Genomic DNA, 20,428 nt, shown 5'->3' on the forward strand with positions numbered 1-20,428 from the left:
ATATGGGTGCACATACCTATGTCAATTCCTCGTTTCTGATTACCTTTGTCATCAGGTATGAATATTTTTTTTATACTATTTTCCATTCTTTCAACTCCGTCTATAAAATTTGATGGGGTTTATATTGGTTAGTTTCTACCATCGTAAACAAGAGTTTTTAGCTCCTCAGCTATCCGAAGAAATTTTTCAATTATGCCATATAGTTCATTCAATATTGCTTTATGGGATGTATACATTTTAGGCTTTATTATACGAGAAAAGAACATTTAAGGACACAGTCATAATAGTAATAATTATGGAAAGTGTATTTATATCTGTAATTGACGATATTAAGTTAAAGAATTTAGGAGGGAATCATGAGTAAGATAAATGATAGTAGAATAGCGCGTTTGGTGTTAGTAATAACGCTTTTTTTGGGTAGTTTCTTCATTTTAAACTTTGCCTTAAAAATATGGATAGGTACGTTTACTACAAGTGCTTATACAAAGACTTTATTCAATATAGAGCATTGCTTTTCATTAGTAATACTAACGGGAATTATTTATATTTATCTAAGAATTGTATTTTACATTTATAACGAAATGAAGACTCTAGGTTATCACAAGAATAATGAGAAGCATCACCAGGCAGTCTTTAAAGCTGATGAGAGTTACAATGAGATTTTAAAATCTATAGTTGGAAGTCTCAAATGGATTATAATTTCAATGTTAGTAATGTCTTTAATATATTTTTTTACTATAAAGGATGGTGTTGTTTTTTTCTTTTGGTGTTCATTAGGTGCTTTAGTGCTTTTTTTTATTATAAGTTTTTTAATCAAAGAAAAAATTATCTATCAAAGTCGAGTATTTGATAGAGGTGTAAAACTAGTTAGAAGGAATTCAATATTCATTTATCTCTTAATATTAGTAGCGTTCTTTAGTATTATTTTGACCTTGTTAGCCTTTAATATAGATAAAAGGGTTGAGTTTCAAACAGATAAAGAAAGCCATAGGGTTATAGTAACAGCATACAATTTAAATAATATTGATATCTCAATAGAAATGAATAATGAGAACAATGAAAATAGTAAATTTTTTAAGATGAACGATCTTTTAAGTTATCATGGAGTAATCGAAGTAATGAATGACTCTAAGTCTCCAGTTATGGGATCAAATAATACTAGTGATAATATGAACTATCAAATAGATAAATATAAGAAGGTAGAGAAATTCGAGTTGGATTTATCAGAAGAACTAATTGAAGGAAAAAATAATTTGGATGTTATTATTACAGATATCGATGAGAGTGACAAGTATCTCATACATCTGAATATTGTTATTATTAAACAGGGGGATAAGTTAATTCTAACAGATGATCATATAAAAATAGAATTATAAATCATATAAAATATTAGTTAAAAAATTCAAAATATTTATAAGTAAAGGCTTTATTATAATAAGTTGATTTAAACTAATAATTAAAAGCGGATATATTAAATCGTGGTAAGTGTTAATTTTATAAATAATGTACCAGCTAATTAAATAGGCTAGTACATTATTTTAGTATTAATGTTTATTATTTTGATGATTTTTTAATGTTTTAGCGGCTTTTGATTTTTGAGATTTACTTGATTTTTTACCAGATAGTATCTTTCCTACTTTTCCACCCGAATGTTTTACCATTGATATCAACTCCTTTTAATTAATTAAATAAGCGCTATATTATCGTAATTTTCAAAAAACATAAAATAATAAATTTAAAAGAGCGGATTATTATAAAAATCCTCTCCAACACTCTCAATCTTCTTCGTAATATAAACTATCAAGTCGATTGCCAACTTCCTGCAAGTTCGGCGTTGTATAAATCATCGTCGTCTTCGGGTCGTCATGCCCAGCTAGTTGTGTGAGTGTCGTTAGTGGTACATGATCGGCCGTTTGATAGAGAAATGTATGTCTGAGCACATGCGGATGAAGCGTTCCTTTTTTAAAACCGCAGCGATCATTTAATCTTGCTAAAATGTCCTGCACATTACGTACACTAATGCGGCCACCTCGATTAGAGATAAACACAGCGGGGTGGTCGTCTACACGTTCGCTCAGGTATTCTGTTAATTTTCTTCTGAGTTCTTTCGGTGCTGGAACAGTGCGAGCTTTGTTTCCCTTTCCCGTAACTTGGATCGTGCCGGTTCTTTCTCGTATATCTATGTCGCTTTTATTCAAGTTTACGAGTTCTGACACTCGAAGTCCTGTATAGCTAAGCGTATAAATAAGAGCGACACGCATCTTTCCTCCTTTTTTCCAATCTCCATTAAGTTTACGATTCATCTTTTCAATTTCTCTTTTGATTTTAGCAATATCGACACTATCAACTGATTTTCTTTCCATACTCACGATTTTTTCTTCTGGATACTCAATCCCGTTCATTCGATCTTGCCAATTGTGATATTTAAGAAAACTGGAAATAATCGAATATTCCTTTTGCTTGGTTGCGATTTTTTTATCTTCCCTTTTCTGGAAATAATAACGGATGTCATATTCTGTTAATCGATTTACGTCTCCGCCACCTTCTTCAACAATTTTTCGAAACTTCAGAAGTGTGTATTGAAATGTACAAAATGTCGCTTGACTGTCAAATTTTTTATTTTCCATAAATTGTATAATAATATCATTCACATTTTTTACCACCTTATGATTAATTCAGAGATTAGATTCCACGCAGTTATTTTTCTTCGTTACGAAACAGTCGAATGCGACCTCGTAAAATCTTTAAAATCGATTAACTGCGTGGAATCTAACATTCTACGCAGTTTTTAAATTTAATTTTTAACGCCTATATCATGGCGTTTTTTTCTTGTTTATATAATTTCATTTTATCATATTTATTAACATCATCACAGCATGATTTTTTCGTTATTATAGTTAAGGATAGAAAAGATACTAACAAAAACCCTATACCAGCTTGTCGTATATAATCACTATAAATGAAAATATTTATAGAACAGGGGGAGGTTAGTTAATTTTATCTCAGAGCTATTTTCAGAAATTAATAACCACAAAAAATATATTATTATACCGAGTTTCTTCTATTATATAGTGTTTCTTTTGAAAACAATTTTTAAAGATAATATATAGTGTTATTAAAATTCCCTCAAATAGGTACAGCCATTATTTTTTTGAATAGAATTGAATAGGATATGATTGTGGAATGAATGCCAAAAGAAAAGCGATTGCTAAACAACGTGAAGGTTATAGAGGAGAACTCTCCAAGAAGAAGTTTAAAAAGAAGCATTACTGCTAATTTGAGTGTAATCTATCGATTAAAGGATGAAAACAATACTTTTGGGTTTAGAGCAATGGTCTTCACACTAAGCCTTTAATATATTCATATTGAATGCAATAACAAATCCAGATGATGTTGAGTTTTATATTTTAGATTTAAAAGGTGGTATGGAGTTCAGTAAATATGAGGGTTTACCCAATGTAAAATCCATTGCATGTGATTTGTTTGAATCAACTAAAACGTTAGCTTTCATTCTAGAGGATATAAAAAAACGCCAAAATTATATGAAAAAGAATGGCTATACAAATATAGTTGATACTTTTTTAAGTCTCCAGCAGCAATAGTGTCTGGAGATAATTCAGCACCTTCATCCACAATTACAAAAAAATCTCTTTAATAAATACCGTCTTTCCAAAACGAGTAACTCCTCCAACAAGCATATGAGGATATTTATTAAAGTCATGGTAAAGTGTACCATCGTGATTTTTCCCTATAGGCGCTTCCCATTTTTGAGTAAGAATATTATTATCAAACGTCCATTTTTTGGGAAGTATTTGATTATAAACATTGATTTTTAATAATCCTTCATACTCAATTTCAATATCTTTATTTAACTCATCTTCAAAAACAGGTTTAATCTTATTAAAGATTTCGCTTGGTATTCCGGAGTGGTAGTGTAGATAAGTGGCTTTATGCTCTTGTTTAATTGTTTTGTATAACTTCGGGTAACTAAATGAATCTCCATCTTTCACGCATATTCTTGCATTCTTAAATATTTCCTCAATCTTTTTTCCATCAGACATTTTTCGTTTCGGGAGCATTGCAGCAGCAATTAGTAAAGGTGGAGCAAACCATTCCAACATGTTATTCCCTCCAATATTTATCGATTATTTTCTTTTCTAATAAGCTATAAGAATCCAGACATCTTCAAAGACGAATTACCTAACCGTGCAATTACAATTCAAACAAGTGATTAATGTAAAGCAATAGGCTAGTGTATAACAAACTAAGTTTGGTGTGATTGTATCGGAAAAATCAAGTTGTTCATATAGTATGTTTGTCCACTCTGCTTATTACATATGATAACCTTATCAATCTTATTTTTTAGGGGGAAATAACATAATGGTTGAATGTAACAGAAATGCCTTAGGCAATTGTTCAGAGGCAGAAGGAGCGAATACAACAGCAAGTGGTGCAACTTCGCATGCCGAAGGCATTGATACTGAAGCAAGCGGCATTTCTGCTCATGCAGAGGGAAGTTCTACAATTGCAGCAGGTGAGGCTTCTCATGCTCAAGGTTATAGAAATCATTCCATTGGTGGTTCTTCCCATGCTGAAGGCTCCACTACTCAATCAATTGGCTTAGCCTCTCACAGTGAAGGATATGACACGGTTGCTGTAGGTGAGGCTTCTCATGCGGAGGGAAGCGGCTCGCAGGCAATTGGAACAGCACATCACATGCCGAAGGGTTTCAAACTGAAGCAAGCGGTACTATTTCACATGCAGAGGGATCTTCATCAAGAGCTTTAGGTGAAGCCTCTCATGCAGAGGGGATTCAGTCTACTACAATCGGAGCAGCAGCTCATGCTGAAGGCATTAATACTCAAGCGAATGGGGCATATTCACATGCCGAAGGGAATGCCAGTATTGCAAGCGGCCCGGGTGCTCATGCTGAGGGTATTACGACGATTGCTGCATGCAGAGGGTGAAGAGACATTGGCAAGTGGAGAAAACTCTCATGCTGAAGGAAGCCGAACTATAGCCAGTGGCCCTAATTCCCATGCCGAGGGTATATTCACCATTGCAAGTGGTCAAATGTCCCATGCTGAAGGAATCAATACCAGTGCCGAAGGTTTTACAGCTACACATATTATGGGGCGTTATGGAGATGCCGAGGAAGATTATTCATGGTTTATTGGTAATGGATCGAGTAGTATTAGTAGAGGTTTAGGTGCCAAATGGCTGGCCAGTAACGGAGAAATGTACATTGATGGGGCTTCATACAACACTGGTGGAGCTGACTTCGCAGAAATGTTTGAAACTATAGATGGAAAAGAAATTGAAGTGGGATACTTTGTGACACTTGTTGGAAATAGAATCAAAAAAGCGACCTCTGATGATTATATATTAGGAATTACGAGCGCAACTCCTAGTATTTTAGGTAATAGTGCAGGGTTGAACTGGCATGGGCGTTATCAATTAGACGAATGGGGAAGAAGACAATATCAGGAAGTAGAAGTTCCTGAAATCAAGGATAAAGCTGGAAATATCCTTGTCCCAGCAAGCATAGAAACTCAACCTCTCATGAATCCATTGTGGGATGCTCAAAAAAATTATATTCCCCGTGAGTATCGTGCTGAGTGGGTACCGGTAGGTCTAGTAGGACAAGTTCTTTTGAGAGATGATGGCAGTTGTGAAGTGAATAATTACTGTCGCCCTAATGATGAAGGGATAGCAACAAAGTCAGAGGAAGGCTTCCGTGTGATTAAAAGAACTGGTGCCAATCAAATACTTGTTTTATTAAAGCCAAATGATGGTGAAAGTAGGAAGTTCATAAGAAAGGTCCAGGACTTGGAGAATCAAAATAAAGCAAATCAAAATGAAATATTACAACTCAAAGAACAACTATCAAAGCAAAATCAGTTGATACAACAGCTATTAGATAATAGATCATGATTGTTTGAACACATGGTTTGCTCAGTAGAGTGAAAAAAGAAACATTTTAACCATCGCTTTTAAAAAAATATCAATTGAGTAGACTCTTTTGATATTTTCAATGTAACCCTTAAGCTGAGTTTCTCTTTCTTATCGGGGTAGTACCAGCGAAGCTGTCATTACCCCGATAGGTGGTCTCATGCTTAGTGTTAGTATTTTGTTTGCCTTAAATAGATTTAAGCCTGTTGATTACCCTTAACTTTATATTCCGCATAATATTGATGGTATCCCTTATGACTTTAGGTTTTCCCTAAGCTTTAATTCTTTAGTGTACTTTTCATAATCTTGTACAGACACTAAGTTGCCAATTAAATATTCAGCATGCTTCATATTTTCACTCCATACTCTTTTTTGATATCTTCAATTTGTGCAATATGATGCTTTTCATGGGCCATTATGGTTTCTGCTAAATCCTTTATTGTCATTGTCCCATCTTCAAGGTGCAATCCCTCTTTTGTTGCATTTTTCTTTGTTAATATTTCATACATGTCCATTCTGTGTTTTCTATATAGTTCTATAACACTCTTCAAATTGGCACTATTATAATTTCTTTCTTTAACAAGCTTTTCTGGATCATATGATGTAAAGGTAATTAATGATGGAGAGGCATAACACTGTTTGATTCTTTCTCCCCACACCTCTTGTGTATCATATAAATGACCTATTAGTTGTTTGACAGTCCATGTTCCATTTTTTCGAGTTCTAAATAATATTGATTCATCAATTTCAGTTGCAAATCTTTCTATCTTATCGAAATTTTCTTTTAATGAAATCAAAATCTCATTTAACTCTAGGTTATGAAGTTTCACTTTATCGTTACCCCTTGTTCGTTTTACTTAAGAATTTAGTGATGATGTTTGAGTAATGTGTTCTTTCTGTCTCAATAATAATACCCTATTCAAAATTCCTGCTGTAATTAAAAATATACCAATACCCATCGCGATTGTTGAAACAGGAAGAATATCACCTATTATACCTACTAGTATAAATCCCAAAATATGTGCCGTTCTTGATAAAGATATTGCAGAAGCAAAGACTCTTCCTCTTAGCTCCTCACTTACATTTGTCATTATACTAGTTGTATATAGTACTTCAATCGGACTATACCAAATGTTAGCTATAACAACTAAAATCAAAAATACAATAAAATATGGTTGTTGATAGGATAAGCTATGCAGAATTCCTAATAAAATTAGTGATATTGAAGACCATGTTTTATAGAATTTTATTGATAGCTGCTTGTTTTTAAAATATTTAGCTAGTGTAATACCTCCGATTATTTGGCCTAGACCACTTGCAAGATAAGCCAAACCTAACCCTAAATTTCCTGCTTGTACTACACTCAAAATATATAGACTGAAAATAATATTTACTATACTTATTGCAAATTCCCTTGAAGTTAAAATCCAAATACTACTTTGAATAATTGGTTTACTTCTTATTATTTTAAATCCTTCTGTAATTGATTGGAAATATGATTGGGATGGTTGATTTTGATTTGATGAACTCTTTTTAACTGTCTTAATAAATACAATTAAAATTCCAGATAATAAAAAGGTGATTGCATCTAATAAAAAAATGTATTCTACTGCCAAAACTTCACCTATAACTCCACCTAATCCTGTTGCTATGAGCATAGAGGTACTAAAGCTAGTCGCCAAAATACTATTAGCTCTTGTTAAGTGGTTAATATTTACTAACTCTGGAATAATTGTTGATCGAGCAGGAAAATAAAACCCAGTACAAACCCCATTAATTGCTAATAAAAGGTACATATAATTAATATTTAAATCATTAACTACAATAAATACGAAGCTTAAGCCGATTATTAGACGGCAAAAGTCTGAAATCATCATAATTGTTTTACGAGAGTATTTATCAATTAAGGGGCTACATAAAGTCGAAACTAAAATCATTGGTAACATGGAGCTAATAAACAATAAACTTAAGTTTGCTGCACTACCAGTAACTTTGTAGATAAGACCAATTGCTGCAATGGTTCTAAACCAATCGCCAAAAGCAGATAGATTTTGACTTATAAGTAGTAAAATAAAATTTTTATTTCTCAGTAGATATTTATCTTCTTTTTTATCAATCATTTCGAAACAACTTCTGTAGGCTCAAACCAATTTAGTTCTTTTTGTAATCCTTCTACAGATTGATTATAGTAATTTCTTTCACTTTCAGGAAGTAGATCTACCAGAATAGATGGATACCATGGTCTTGCGTGTTCTTCTAAGTAATATATACCATTCTTTTCTTTTACGAGTCCTCTTTTTAATAAGTTATTTAATTTATTGAAAATTTCATCATTTTCAGGGATGGTATCTAAATATGATTTTTCAATTTCCATTGTCTTAGGGAAAAATACAAATTTTCTGTCATAGGCATGATAATTCCGTGATCGTACAATTGGTAGAGTTTTGTTTTGAATAGATTTAATATAACTACTCGTATTTCCATCATTCGCCCAAGTAATGCCTTGCATATAAGTAATCGCTCCAGTACCTAAACCTATGCACTGATCTTCATATCCTCCATAAATTATTTCTCCATATTTAAATCTAGCATCGGAATATTCTGGAGGCATAAAAGTATAAACGTATTTTTGGGACCAATTTTTTTCCTTTAAATATTTATAAACAATATCATTGTATTTTATTTTATCTAATGAAAGAGGAGGGGTAGGAATTTTTCCGTTTGTAATCTTTCGAAGCCACCCTTTAGAACAAGCAATATACTCTAAAGGATAAAAATCTATGCTAGTAGTACCTAAATTTGTAACTGCATTTAAATCATCTAAAAGTTCTTTTTCTGTTTGTCCAGGTAACTGATAAAGTAAATCTAAATTAAATAAATCAAAATGTTTCTTCATTGAATGAATTGTTTGCTGAATTTGATCGAAAGTTGCCGTGAGATTAAACATTTTTCTATATTTGGGATTAAGAGTTTGAACGCCAAAACTACCTCTATTTGCCCCGCCTTCAACCATAGCAATTATTCTTTCTTCACTAGCTGTCTTAGCTTCACATTCAAATGTCCATTCATAGTCTTCAGACAAAGTAAAATTTTCTTTAATAGCAGTACTCAATTTATAAATTAGCTCTGGAGTTAATACTGAAGGTGTTCCACCACCTACAAAAACAACATCGAATTTCATTTTTTGTATTGTGGGAGAAGCAGAAATCATTTTCATTTCTTCTATAAGCGCATCTACATATTCACCAATCACAGGTTCATATTTTGTGGATTTTATAAATGGACAAAATGAACAAATCGTATCACAAAAAGGAATATGTAAATAAAGTGCATTTTTTCCAGGTCTAATGTTGATGTCATTATTTATAACTGAATCTAATACTCTCTCTTTTGCGTTTTCTCCGCTATTTTCTCCAAAAAAAGGATAAAGGAAATTCCATAGGATAGGATGGTTATCATAGTAATCACTTAAATTATGCATTTAATTACCTCCATAATATGAACTAAGAAGGGAAGTCCCTTCTTAGCCTTAATTTTCATACTCTTATCCCGTGATTAAATTTAATTACAAAGCTACCCATTCGTTTTTTAATGCAACCCACTCTTTTTTCATTTAAATCTCCCCTCCTCTCATTTTAAACCTCTATAATAACCAGTTAATTACCAGTTATTAGTAGTATTTTATATACAAACAAACAAGTTGTAAATAAAAATTATACAAATTTTATAATAATTTGAATTTTTAGTTATTTAGTCTCTATTAAAATTAGATGTTGTTATGGGAAAAATTTGGTATATATATATCTTTTGGCTTATAGTTGTTCATTTAACGAGTCATGAGCATATTTTTACTATTGAATTATAGGAGTTATACAAAGTAAGCAACGAGTTTAGATTTTATTAAAAATAGAAATTGCATAAATTCCGTGGCTGCCACTACTAATAAACTAATGAGTATTTCTAAAAAGAATTTCATAATACATCTCGGAAAGTTTGTTCAAGTATTAGTCTTAATTATTAAATTAAAATATCTGAATAATATGATAAATATACCTTTGAAATGAGATAGACCTAGAGAGAATAGTTAAGAATTATGCGGATAACTTTTCATCAGTTCCTTGAAGTTTGAATACTCGATGATTAATTATTGGGAGGGTCATTTTGATCTAGAGTGGAATGGTATATTGGCATCGTTTAATGAAATGTTACGAGTTCATTTATTACTTCTACCATGTTCTTTGGCCGATTTGAAGCTTCTCCTTTTCGACTTCTAGATTTAACTTTCTTAGTAGTTTTTTTAAATAATGCTGCAAAATAACCTTAGATTAAGTAGTTTATTGTATTGAAATCATTTAATTTAAAGGACACTATTTAACCCTGTTCGGCTACTTGAAGCCTCTACTATATATAGATTTGATTATTTTTTATACTTTTTGGAATATCCCCTTAGAATGGTCTTCCTCGTAGAATTATAAATTAGATTAACTATTCTAACTTAACCAATTAATAAAAGTTCTTTATCGAAAAAAATTATGATAGGTGGAAAACTGGTGATAAAGAGGTGTAGAGTTTATGGGGCTATTAGATTTAAGGAACTACAAAATGATTCATCTATATGAAATTCTATATAGTATATATGGAACAAAGTTATATCAATATCATTAACCTTTTGTATAAAGGGCATCCAATAACAATATTATATGTTCGTCAATTAAGGAGGAATCTATTTCTATGAAACCATCTAATTTAGATTTCATTTCACATAAATACCTTATTTCTCTAATTATTAATTGTCGTTCTACTAAATCTAACATTTAGATCCTCCTTATAAAAAGACATATATATAACCATTATTTTTACCCTAATTTAAAGCACTTAAACTTTTATTTAAGGCAGTAACAGGAGCTTAGAGTCATGACAAATATGCCCATTTGAATACATTTTTATTTTTGCTAGGAAGATAGCCTGTCCTTCACTATTGTTTCTACATATCTTCAAGATATTAAATACAGTCTTTTGTTTATGTGGAATTTATTGATAACTATCTTTTTGAGTATGTGATAAAGCCGATGAAAAATATAAAAAAATGTGCCATTACTGAAGTAGTCATGCTTTCGAGACAATCATATTGAGCGCTAGATGGCTAATAAATGTGAATGGTTTGGAAAAGAAGATATGCCTATTGAGATTCATCATTTAAAAAAGCTATAAGGCCAGCATGATAAGGAAAAAATGTAACAAATTATCTGTTAAAGAAAACATTAGCTATGTATGTTCACTGCCATAAAAAGTTACATGCAGAAAAACCAGGTTGACAATAGAGAGCTGTATACATTGAAAGGAGTACGTACGGTTCGGAGAAGAGCGTATGAAAACCTATGGTAGTAATACGACAAAGCGCTGGGGCTAATCCTATTCTTAGAAAAGAAAAATACCTCACCATAGTTCAAATCAATTTCGCTTTTTATTTCGATCATAGCAAATAGCAAATAGAGCACAAGTAATTGCAACTACAGAAAGAAAATAATTTTCATCGATTTGATTCACCTTTTTATTTTGAAATATTAGTTAGACGGTTGAAATCAAATTTAGTTCATTATTTTTTATACAAAAAGAGTAAAGATATTTCCAAAATAAAAAGAGCCCTCAGGAAAGGCTCTACCTAAAGGAGGTTATTTTAGTTAGAAGTCTGTAATGAGATATATTTATAAGTGATTGGACAAATAGCAAAAAAGAGCCTATTCGGAGGCTTTTGTGGAGAAGAATGAATATATTGGCTGAATGGAATTAGAATTACTAATTACTGTATCTTATGAAATTATTGAATAAGTGCTTGGGTAATTTAATTACTTCACATTAGAAAAGAGCCATTTTAGGCTCTAATCTAATCGTAATAGTCTTAAAATAAGGAGTTGTGGCGGGTATGGAATTCTAAATCGAAAATTGTAAGGTGACGAGCAAAAGAAATAACCCTTACCCAATAAGTATTATATCCATGGCAAATAAATGTATGCATGGAAGTTTAGATAACACGATAAGCAGTGAGTTTAGCTTCTATATTTAAATAGATAATAGTACAAATTCCGGTTACCACAATTAATAGTGCATGAAATAGAAGAACTTACCTGGTTTACGTGAAAGTCATATGGTAGTAATCCCACAGAAAACGGCTTTATCGATAACAAAGGTGATGCCGATAATTTAAAGCAATCAGCGTTCATTAACTAGATAACCCGTGGTCACCACATGCCCATCAAGCTAAAAATGTAAAGTTAAATAAAAATAACCTGTTTAAATATATTTTTTTGTTAGTTAGATTATCTGTCCTTCACCGTAGTTTCATACACAACCCCAAGAACATAAAAGATAGTCCTCTTCTTATGCTGATGGCACTTACGACTATTCTTTTCGAGTAGGTGATAAGCGATTTTGAATTTTCAAAAGTTCTTATGTGCCTACGGCCATCACTTGAAATATTAATGGAAATTTTGTATTCCTCAACTCCTGCTTTTTCTTTTCATGACAATGCCTTTATTTTTTTTCTCGGATTGCTTGGTTTTTAAGGGGTGTTTGCATTTGATTATTTGTTAAACAATGGATAATGCGAGTTGAACTAAAGTTTGGCGGCACCCCTATACAGTGTAGAACAACTTATATTAGAACTTTATAGTTGTAAGATGATCAAATAAAAATGTGAATTAAAGGGTGTAGCCTGCTCCAAAAAATTAAAAATTCGAAGATATTTTTAGAAAGGCAACTTAAATTTTCATTTTGGGGTATTTCATTCTGCTAAGCTTGATGGCTATGAGTATTACCCCAATCTAAATAGGTAATAAATTAGACAACTTATCACTACAAATTTATGTATATTGTTTTAAATATTAGGGGACAGACTAAATTATTTTAAGATATTACAGGAATTTATCCGATTAGTTGTATATAGGAAGCTTAGGAAGGGTTTTAATAGGGTTTGAGTTCTATCTGATTGTGTTAACTTTAAAATCACAATATGTTTGTCTCCTAGAAAGTTTTTTGGTGGCTTTCATATACTTAATAAGTATTAAAATATTTAAATGGAGGTACTTATTTGAAAATGAAGAAAACGAGGAAAATTTTTGTTCTACTACTTGTATCGTTATCACTACTTTTTGCCACGGTTTCCCCGGTGTTTTCAGCAGGATTCTATGGACCATTCAACTTTGTTACAAATGATGGAAAATGGGATGGGCAATTGGAGGTTGCCCGAAACGGGGAGACTGTATCTGCTCAAGTATTAAATCAAACTAATAATGACGTTTTGAAAGTTCGTCTCTGCAGTACAAATGGTAATTGTACAGCTTACAAAAATGTAACAAATTCTCGAGCGGTTCTATTCACAAATATGTTAAAAGGAAAATATTATGCAGATGTAGCAAAGGTTACAAACCCATCACGTCAAGTCCAGGGGAAAACTACTTTTAACGTGAGAAATTAAAACTATTGAGAGGTGTACGTACCGATCGGGGGAGAGCGTTTGGAAACCTATCGTAGTAATACGACAAGGCGCTGGGCGCTTATCCTACTCTTAGACTCATAGAAAGGAAAAACCATCTCACTAGAGGTTCAAATCAATTTTGCTTTTTATTTCGATCACAGTAAATAGCAAATAGAGCACAAGTAATTTTAACTACATATAGGAAATAACTTTCATCCATTTGAATCACTCTCTTTTTTTGAGATATATAGTTAGATGGATGAAAAATCAAAGTTAGTTCATTATTTTTTTATACAAAGAAAGAAATTTCCAAAATAACAAAGAGCCCTTGAAAAGGCTCTACCTAAAGGAGGATATTTTAGTTAGAAGTCTATATATGTTATGAATTATATTTATAAGGCAAATATCTAAGAAAAGATGCTATCCAGAGGACCTTGTGGAGAAGAATGAATAGATTGGCTGAATGGAATTGTTGTATCTTATGAAAATATTTAATAAATGCTCGGATAATATAATTACTTTAAATTAGAAAAGAGCTATTTCTGTAGATTTAAAATAAAGTCGCGATGTTTGAAAAAAAGATGCGAAGTTAGGCCCTTTGGATAAGCATTGTTCAAAGGGGAGTTTAACGGTAAAAATAACATAACGGTATTACATAAACGGGCCAGATTGTGGAGTAACTCCTTTATAGAAAATTGGACCTCTTTGCAAAATTTCAATGGAGAATGTGAAATGTTGTATTGCAATTAAAGGTGTAGTTAGTTTAACAAGAAATATTCCAAACAATGTCTCAAAAAGGTAATATTGAATTGAGTTAAAGTAATCAGCTGCCATTTTTGGTAGCTTTTTTATCGTCTAGATTTTTTATCTATAAAACTGTAAGATGCACTTTAAAAATCCGTCCAATTACAAAAGGGGGGACAGCGATGGATGCTGGCCGGCAAGTGGAGCAATGGTTTCATGAATACGAAAAAGACATTACCAATTATTTGGTGTATTACACAGGATCCAAAGATGTGGAGGATCTTGTACAGGAAACATTTTTAAAGGCTTTTCAGTCCTTCGTGCGCTTTAAGTTTGAATCTAACCCAAAGACATGGCTAATCAGTATTGCCCGTAATGCAGCTATTGATTTTTATAGAAAAAGAAGTGTTTTGAATAATCTTAAGGAAAAGCTGTTACGGCAAACTTCTGGAAAAGAATTATCTATCACAGAAGAAATTGTTATCCAAAAGGATGAATCTGCACGATTATTAGAGACTATCAATGCATTGAAAAATAATTACCGCGATGTGGTCCTCCTAAGAGCAATTGCTGATTTGTCTGCTGAGGAGACGGCCCAAGTTTTAGGATGGACTGATAATAAAGTAAATGTTACTTTTCATCGTGCAGTAAAAAAACTAAATTCGCTTTTAAAGGAGGATGAACAAATTGACCCATCTTTCAGATAAAGAGCTTCTTAAGAAGATGAAGGAACTCCCTGCTTATGAACTGAATGGGGAGCAAAAAACTAGAATTATTAAGAGTATACGGGAGCAAAAGACACCTAGAAGAAGATTTGGTTTTTCTTTTCAGCGGGCTGGTGTGTTGGGGGCTCTATTTGCGGTATTGATTATTGTTCCTGTTTTATTTTTAGAGAATATGGATCTGCCTGAAATTAATTCATTGGCAGCTGTTGAGCGAGCAGAGATTGGTGAATATTTTGCTCTATTTGAAGAAGATGGGAAGCCAATTTATCTAGATTCAAACTATGGGATACCTGGAAAAGTGAGTTTATTACTTCCAGTTGAACTGGTTGCAGAAGATTATAGAGGTGTATCAAAAATAATGGTTAATCTATGGGGCAATCCCAATGACCTTGTTAATAAGGATATGAAAATAGAGGGTGTGCATGTTGACAGCGGCTTTACTCAGGAAATGGCTTCTTTCACATTAAGTAATGGCATGTATGGCTCTGATGCCCACGCCTTAACAAGTTTTAAGCCTTTTGAAAAGCAAGGTTATTGGAACCTGAAGTTCATAAATAGGGAAGGAACCTTTGGAGAATTCTCAGTCTATGTTAAGGAACCTTATGTGGAGGTCGGTAAGGCCACACTAATAATTTCAAAGGAGGATTTGGTGGCAGGAACTTTTGAGGATGTGAATCTTGAAGTTGAAGGAGAAGATCTGCCTGAGCAAGTAAAGCTTAGCCTGTTAAGTCTAGAAGATGGTACGGAAGAAGTATTCACATTTTCTGATGGAATGGATTTTATAAAATCCTCAACTGCAAAAAAAGCAAGTATGTTTACAGGCGACATAGTTATAAAGAAAAGCGGTAAATATCGAATAACTGTTCTAAAACAATCAGTGACGGTTGAGGTGAGAAAATCTGGGCCTCCTGCAAATCAATGAATTATGTTAAGGCTGATAAAAATAAAAGCCCTTTACTTACAATCATGTAGGAAGGCTCTTGATAGTAAATATCGAAAAAAATATATGTCTGTATGGAAATAGCTACTGAATAATCAGGTGCTTTTCTTGAATATCTGTTCAGCATGGATATTCGAGAACGATCTTCCATTAAAGGGCGCGATTGTTTAATATCAACAGTAGAAAACAATCAAACTTTAGTATAGTAATTGCATAGTATTTCACAAAGTGTTAACCCGTTTTGACCAGTCCTTTCTTTCAAAACGGGTTCTTATCGTTTAATTTTAAATAAGGGTTTGGGGGATAATTTTGATCGAACTTTATTCCAGACCAAAAATTATTATCAGAAAAAGTTATGCGGTTAGATGATGAATAAGTCCACTAAAAAGGGAAATTGGTAGCAGACTATGGTGGTTGTGGTAAGAGCGATTGTTACTGTAGATTTTACTAATGAACCGTTAGAATCGTAAATTAAACTTAGACTGGTGAGTTAGCTGAATATAGAACCTTATTCTTACCCCCAATCATTCAAATACTTTCCAAACATTTAATATAAATAAGCATAACTTTAATGGCGAATGGGGATAATTCCCTTGAGGTGTTTTCATGAAACTTAAAGAGTTACTAAAGAATGATGACTTTATTCAACGGGAAGTTAGTAAAGAAACATCAGAAAAAATCACACTTTTTTATTTTAAGTCTATATGTGATGAAAAAAAAATAAACGATAATATAATCTCATCTTTTTATGGTACAACTCATATGGCTGAATTTGAGGACTACATTATGTCCTTTGAAGAATGGTCATTGATTGATGAAGAGAAAATCGCAGTTGAAAAGGTTTTCAGTGGCTGCCTTATTATCTTGCTAGAACATAAATTTTACTCTGTTAAATTAGAGAATTTCGAGACACGTGCAATAAGGGGTCCTGCCGACAAAACGCAGATATTATACGATAAGGAACTTTTCAGAAGGTAAAACCCTGATTTTTCTACGCTAAGCAGAAAAATCAGGGTTTTATTTATGTTCTGAGTGGACGTAGGGAATGAAAGGTCGAAATCTCAGGTTTAAATGAATATTCACCTAGAAAGTTTATGTGTTTCCATCCTAATGGTGATATGTGTGGAAGCAATTTCTCTTGATATTTTCCTGTAGTTTTAAAATGTTCAATTGCTTGTGATAGATACACGGTATTCCAAATACTAATAGCATTAATAATGAGGTTTAAGGCGCTGGCACGCTGCAACTGATCTTGTAGTGCTCTTTCTCTAAGTTCCCCATGTTTCCCAAAGAAAATAGCTCGTGCCAAGGCATTCATGGCTTCACCTTTATTTAATCCACGTTGGATTCTCCGACGTAATGTTTCGCTAGAAATGTAGTCTAATATAAACAAAGTTTTATCAATACGTCCCATCTCTCTTAGTGTAGTAGCAAGGCTATTTTGACGAGAATAAGAACCTAATTTCCCCATAATGAGAGAGGCAGATACCGTTCCTTTACGAATGGAATGTGCCAACCTTAATACATCATCATAATTTTCCTGAATGATCTTGGTGTTAATTCTTCCACGTAGCAACTTCTCCATTTCTGGATATTGGTCGGGCTTTTCAAATGAGTAAAGTTTTGAATCTGCAAGGTCTCGTAATCTTGGGGCAAACCGAAACCCTAACAAATTAGTTAGTCCGAATACTTGATCTGTATAACCGGCTGTGTCTGTATAATGTTCTTTAATATGCAAGTCGGTTTCATGATGCAATAAACCATCTATAACATGAACAGCGTCTCTTGCGTTTGTATTAATCACTTTCGTATAGAAGCTAGAAAATTGGTCACTAACAAAGCGATAAATGGTTGCTCCTTTTCCCGTTCCATAATGTGGATTTGCATCAGCGTGTAAGGATGAAACTCCTACTTGAACACGCATTCCATCTGAAGAAGAAGATGTACCATCTCCCCAGTACGACGACAAGCTTAACTGATGCTGAAAATTCACCATAATGGCTTGTGTTTTATTCATGGCATCTTCATATAAACGCCACTGTGAGGCTGTGGACATTTGCCGGTATGAAACTCCTTGTGTCGCTTCTGCCATCTTAGTAAGACCGATATTTGTTCCCATAGCCATAATCGCTGCCATGATCGCTGGCTTTTCTTCTTCTTTTGGAGGATGCAGTGTAGAAGCATGAAGAAACTGCTTGTCGAATCCCGTCCAACTTGCTACTTCCATAAGCAAATCTGTCAGCTTCACACGAGGTATCAGTTGATATAGAGATAAACTATATTCTCGTGCTTTTTCTGGAACGTTTTTCTCCAAACGATGGACATGCAGCCGTCCATCCTCAAAATTAACCCCATCTAATTCTGTGATATTCGCTTTAATCCATTCAAGCCGATTATGTAATACATCCATTTTTCCTTTTAAGTATTCATCAACAGAAGGTGGTGCGGTAAGTTCATTAAGCTGCTTGTTTTGCTCCCATGTTTCTTTTGTCACTAAATAATTATCAAAATCTTGATGCTGACGACTTCCTTTAATAGAAACGTTACCTGAGCGTACAAGATTTCTTAACTCGGTAAGAACAGACATCTCATAGTATTGGCGATTTATATTCCCGTCATCATCATAAACGTGCTTTTGCCAGCGATTCGAGATAAAGTCCAAAGGAGCACCTTCTGGAACCTTTCGTTTATTATTTCTGTTCATCTCTTTAATGGTCTCAATAGCTTGAAGCAATGGCTCTCCTGATTTTGTAGAAGTGAATTCCAAGGCTTCTAACAATGTTGGGGTATATTTACGTAAGTAGTTAAAGCGAAATTTTAGTAAGTCTAAGTAATCGTAATCCATTGGGCGTGACAATTGCTTCGCCTCTTCTATTGAGTTTACGAAGTCCTCCCAAGGCATAATAGCTTCTAATGCTTCAAATGGGTCCTTCCCTTGTTCTTTTGCTTGAATCAATGCTGATCCCAAATCTGCAAAGTGAATAACCTTTTCATTAACTGATTTACCATTTAACCTCTGAATCTCTTCTTGAGCTTTACGTCCCTTTGATAACAATAAGCTGATTTGCCGATCATGTATCTCAAAGGCATGATCAGTAAGGTTTTGGCTAAGTTGTAGGAGATGTAAAATTAAAAGTGTAAATTTCTTATTCTCTTTAAATCTACGGAATGAACGGGGTTCATATTTGGAACCCAATCGTGCTAACTGTAAGACCCTATTTGGATGAATTTCTTTAATATCCACATTAAGTTGCAAAGTTCGTATGACTTGAAGACGTTTTATAACCTTTAAGAAGGCATCTGGAGAAGATTGACCGGGAACTTCTCGTAACCAAGCAAGGGGTGTCTTTGAATAGGTGGAACTTACATCAAGTAAGTGATCTAACTTTGGTTTTTGAGATTCATTTAATGTAGAGCTGATAGATTTAAAAATTCGTTCTTCTGCCCGTTGACGAGCCTCCCATACAATTCTTTCTATTGTTGTCATAGCTGGCAAAATTACTTTTTGTCTTCGCAATTCCTTAATTGTTGAGCGAATCAAGTAATCTGTATTCCCGTTCCCAAGAGCGTGTTGAAGAGTATATTGTGCAATTATTCGATACATCCCAAAGGATAAATTTTGGTAGCCATAATGCTGTCGAAGTTCCTCTAGGTGTTCATTTCGAGTTGCTACCCGTTTTGCATACTGTGTATATTCTTGTGGGGAGACATCAATTTGTTTCGCAATATAATCGAGTATTTGGTTGGGAATGTCTTTAATCTGAAATAAAGTCCAACCCGGATACCGAAGAACTGCAAGTTGTAAGGCAATCCCTAAGCGATTATGGTCTCTTCGATGCTTATTAATAAATGCAAGATCTTCTGTGGTAAAAGTATAGTGCATTTCCATATCATGCTCAGTCATATCATCAGGAATAGACATAAACATATTTCGCTGATCAAGGGTTAATAGTTCTTTCCCTCTCATGTTACACCTCCTCGCTGGATAGCCCTTTCTTTCCCAAGTAACGATATAGCGTTGTTGCTCCTATTCCTGTGGCTTCTTTAATTTGAGATAAGGAGTAGTCTTTACTTTCATACATCTTCATGGCAAGCATAATTTTTTTTGATTCAACCTTCGGTCTACCTCCATTTCTTCCCCTAGATCTAGCTGCCACCAACCCATCTTTCGTTCGTTCACTAATGATATCCCGTTCTAATTCAGCTATGCTAGCCAACATTCTGAAAAAGAATCGCCCCATAGCTGTTGTTGTGTCAATTTTATCCTGAATAGACGCGAAATGGATTCCTTTTGCTTCAAACTGTTCCATGAGTTCGATTAAATGTTTGGTACTCCGACTGATACGATCTAATTTATAGACAACTACTGTGTCACCCTTACGTAATACTTTAAGAAGCTCCTCCAACTGCGGGCGATTTTTCCTTTTACCAGATTCTTTTTCTTCAAAAGTTTCGTCCACTCCATGACGATCCAATGCATCAAGTTGTAATGATAATGACTGATCTTGCGTACTCACACGTGCATAACCAAATTTCAATTTGAAACTCCCCTTTCCATACAAATTAATTATACCAAAAAGGGGGTTAAGGCTG

General features: G+C 33.5%; 16 protein-coding genes and 1 pseudogene. 8 read left to right on the plus strand and 9 right to left on the minus strand.

Annotated features, from left to right (window positions below):
- Window positions 1–356: 356 nt before the first annotated feature.
- Complete coding sequence (locus MKX78_RS24035) at window positions 357–1,376, plus strand: hypothetical protein (RefSeq protein ID WP_307317329.1); 1,020 nt, start codon at window positions 357–359, stop codon at window positions 1,374–1,376.
- A 399-nt stretch (window positions 1,377–1,775) separates the two neighbouring features.
- Here the strand turns inward: MKX78_RS24035 and MKX78_RS24040 are convergent, their stop codons facing one another.
- Window positions 1,776–2,651, minus strand: a complete 876-nt coding sequence (locus tag MKX78_RS24040; RefSeq protein ID WP_307317327.1) for a tyrosine-type recombinase/integrase — start codon at window positions 2,649–2,651, stop codon at window positions 1,776–1,778.
- A gap of 714 nt (window positions 2,652–3,365) precedes the next feature.
- Here MKX78_RS24040 and MKX78_RS24545 point away from each other — a divergent pair.
- Window positions 3,366–3,602: an FtsK/SpoIIIE domain-containing protein gene (locus MKX78_RS24545; protein ID WP_157734016.1), complete on the plus strand. Its 237-nt coding sequence runs from the start codon at window positions 3,366–3,368 to the stop codon at window positions 3,600–3,602.
- A 33-nt stretch (window positions 3,603–3,635) separates the two neighbouring features.
- Here MKX78_RS24545 and MKX78_RS24045 read toward each other — a convergent pair whose 3' ends face one another.
- A complete protein-coding gene (locus MKX78_RS24045) occupies window positions 3,636–4,121 on the minus strand; it encodes a hypothetical protein (RefSeq protein WP_095373746.1) in 486 nt (161 codons plus the stop codon).
- Between the two features lie 259 nt (window positions 4,122–4,380).
- On the opposite strand from MKX78_RS24045, the gene MKX78_RS24050 reads away from it, so the two are divergent.
- On the plus strand, window positions 4,381–4,788 hold the full coding sequence (locus tag MKX78_RS24050) for a hypothetical protein (RefSeq protein ID WP_157734015.1): 408 nt from the start codon (window positions 4,381–4,383) through the stop codon (window positions 4,786–4,788).
- A 12-nt stretch (window positions 4,789–4,800) separates the two neighbouring features.
- Window positions 4,801–5,934 (plus strand): peptidase G2 autoproteolytic cleavage domain-containing protein, encoded by a 1,134-nt coding sequence (locus MKX78_RS24055; protein ID WP_157734014.1) that lies wholly within the window; start codon window positions 4,801–4,803, stop codon window positions 5,932–5,934.
- 365 nt (window positions 5,935–6,299) lie between these two features.
- Here the strand turns inward: MKX78_RS24055 and MKX78_RS24060 are convergent, their stop codons facing one another.
- From MKX78_RS24060 to MKX78_RS24080, 5 genes and pseudogenes are all read right to left on the minus strand, one after another.
- Entirely contained in the window at window positions 6,300–6,782 is a 483-nt protein-coding gene (locus MKX78_RS24060) for a DinB family protein (protein ID WP_095373745.1), read from the minus strand.
- A 27-nt stretch (window positions 6,783–6,809) separates the two neighbouring features.
- Window positions 6,810–8,072 carry an MFS transporter gene (locus MKX78_RS24065; RefSeq protein WP_095373744.1) on the minus strand — a complete coding sequence of 421 codons (1,263 nt, stop codon included), beginning with the start codon at window positions 8,070–8,072 and terminating at the stop codon, window positions 6,810–6,812.
- Window positions 8,069–9,433: a coproporphyrinogen-III oxidase family protein gene (locus MKX78_RS24070; RefSeq protein ID WP_095373743.1), complete on the minus strand. Its 1,365-nt coding sequence runs from the start codon at window positions 9,431–9,433 to the stop codon at window positions 8,069–8,071. The genes MKX78_RS24065 and MKX78_RS24070 overlap by 4 nt, the downstream gene beginning before the upstream one ends.
- 1,180 nt (window positions 9,434–10,613) lie before the next feature.
- On the minus strand, window positions 10,614–10,766 hold the full coding sequence (locus MKX78_RS24075; protein ID WP_157734013.1) for a hypothetical protein: 153 nt from the start codon (window positions 10,764–10,766) through the stop codon (window positions 10,614–10,616).
- Between the two features lie 1,503 nt (window positions 10,767–12,269).
- A pseudogene (locus MKX78_RS24080) lies at window positions 12,270–12,471 on the minus strand (IS4 family transposase); the annotation flags it as partial.
- 568 nt (window positions 12,472–13,039) lie between these two features.
- Between MKX78_RS24080 and MKX78_RS24085 the strand changes: the two are divergent.
- The 4 genes from MKX78_RS24085 (at window position 13,040) to MKX78_RS24100 (ending at window position 16,813) form a co-directional block, all read left to right on the plus strand.
- Window positions 13,040–13,426 carry a hypothetical protein gene (locus tag MKX78_RS24085; protein ID WP_095373742.1) on the plus strand — a complete coding sequence of 129 codons (387 nt, stop codon included), beginning with the start codon at window positions 13,040–13,042 and terminating at the stop codon, window positions 13,424–13,426.
- A 926-nt stretch (window positions 13,427–14,352) separates the two neighbouring features.
- Window positions 14,353–14,877, plus strand: a complete 525-nt coding sequence (locus MKX78_RS24090) for an RNA polymerase sigma factor (RefSeq protein WP_095373741.1) — start codon at window positions 14,353–14,355, stop codon at window positions 14,875–14,877.
- On the plus strand, window positions 14,858–15,817 hold the full coding sequence (locus MKX78_RS24095) for a hypothetical protein (protein ID WP_095373740.1): 960 nt from the start codon (window positions 14,858–14,860) through the stop codon (window positions 15,815–15,817). Before MKX78_RS24090 ends, MKX78_RS24095 begins: the two co-directional genes overlap by 20 nt.
- 624 nt (window positions 15,818–16,441) lie before the next feature.
- Window positions 16,442–16,813, plus strand: a complete 372-nt coding sequence (locus tag MKX78_RS24100; protein ID WP_095373739.1) for a spore germination protein — start codon at window positions 16,442–16,444, stop codon at window positions 16,811–16,813.
- A 43-nt stretch (window positions 16,814–16,856) separates the two neighbouring features.
- Here the strand turns inward: MKX78_RS24100 and MKX78_RS24105 are convergent, their stop codons facing one another.
- Both MKX78_RS24105 and MKX78_RS24110 read right to left on the minus strand, forming a co-directional pair.
- The gene (locus MKX78_RS24105; protein WP_095373738.1) at window positions 16,857–19,802 is read right to left on the minus strand and encodes a Tn3 family transposase; all 2,946 of its coding nucleotides are present in this window, start codon (window positions 19,800–19,802) and stop codon (window positions 16,857–16,859) included.
- 1 nt (window position 19,803) lies between these two features.
- A complete protein-coding gene (locus MKX78_RS24110; RefSeq protein WP_076315855.1) occupies window positions 19,804–20,373 on the minus strand; it encodes a recombinase family protein in 570 nt (189 codons plus the stop codon).
- Between the last annotated feature and the right edge of the window lie 55 nt (window positions 20,374–20,428).

Source organism: Cytobacillus sp. FSL R5-0569 (assembly GCF_038007265.1).
Classification (GTDB): Bacteria; Bacillota; Bacilli; order Bacillales; family Cytobacillaceae; genus Cytobacillus; species Cytobacillus kochii.

Coding starts and splice junctions, on each gene's coding strand:
- MKX78_RS24105 (WP_095373738.1), bottom strand. CDS start 19,802: ATGAGAGGGAAAGAACTATTAACCCTTGATCAGCGAAATATGTTTATG.
- MKX78_RS24065 (WP_095373744.1), bottom strand. CDS start 8,072: ATGATTGATAAAAAAGAAGATAAATATCTACTGAGAAATAAAAATTTT.
- MKX78_RS24100 (WP_095373739.1), top strand. CDS start 16,442: ATGAAACTTAAAGAGTTACTAAAGAATGATGACTTTATTCAACGGGAA.
- MKX78_RS24075 (WP_157734013.1), bottom strand. CDS start 10,766: ATGTTAGATTTAGTAGAACGACAATTAATAATTAGAGAAATAAGGTAT.
- MKX78_RS24090 (WP_095373741.1), top strand. CDS start 14,353: ATGGATGCTGGCCGGCAAGTGGAGCAATGGTTTCATGAATACGAAAAA.
- MKX78_RS24055 (WP_157734014.1), top strand. CDS start 4,801: ATGCAGAGGGGATTCAGTCTACTACAATCGGAGCAGCAGCTCATGCTG.
- MKX78_RS24035 (WP_307317329.1), top strand. CDS start 357: ATGAGTAAGATAAATGATAGTAGAATAGCGCGTTTGGTGTTAGTAATA.
- MKX78_RS24045 (WP_095373746.1), bottom strand. CDS start 4,121: ATGTTGGAATGGTTTGCTCCACCTTTACTAATTGCTGCTGCAATGCTC.
- MKX78_RS24070 (WP_095373743.1), bottom strand. CDS start 9,433: ATGCATAATTTAAGTGATTACTATGATAACCATCCTATCCTATGGAAT.
- MKX78_RS24050 (WP_157734015.1), top strand. CDS start 4,381: ATGGTTGAATGTAACAGAAATGCCTTAGGCAATTGTTCAGAGGCAGAA.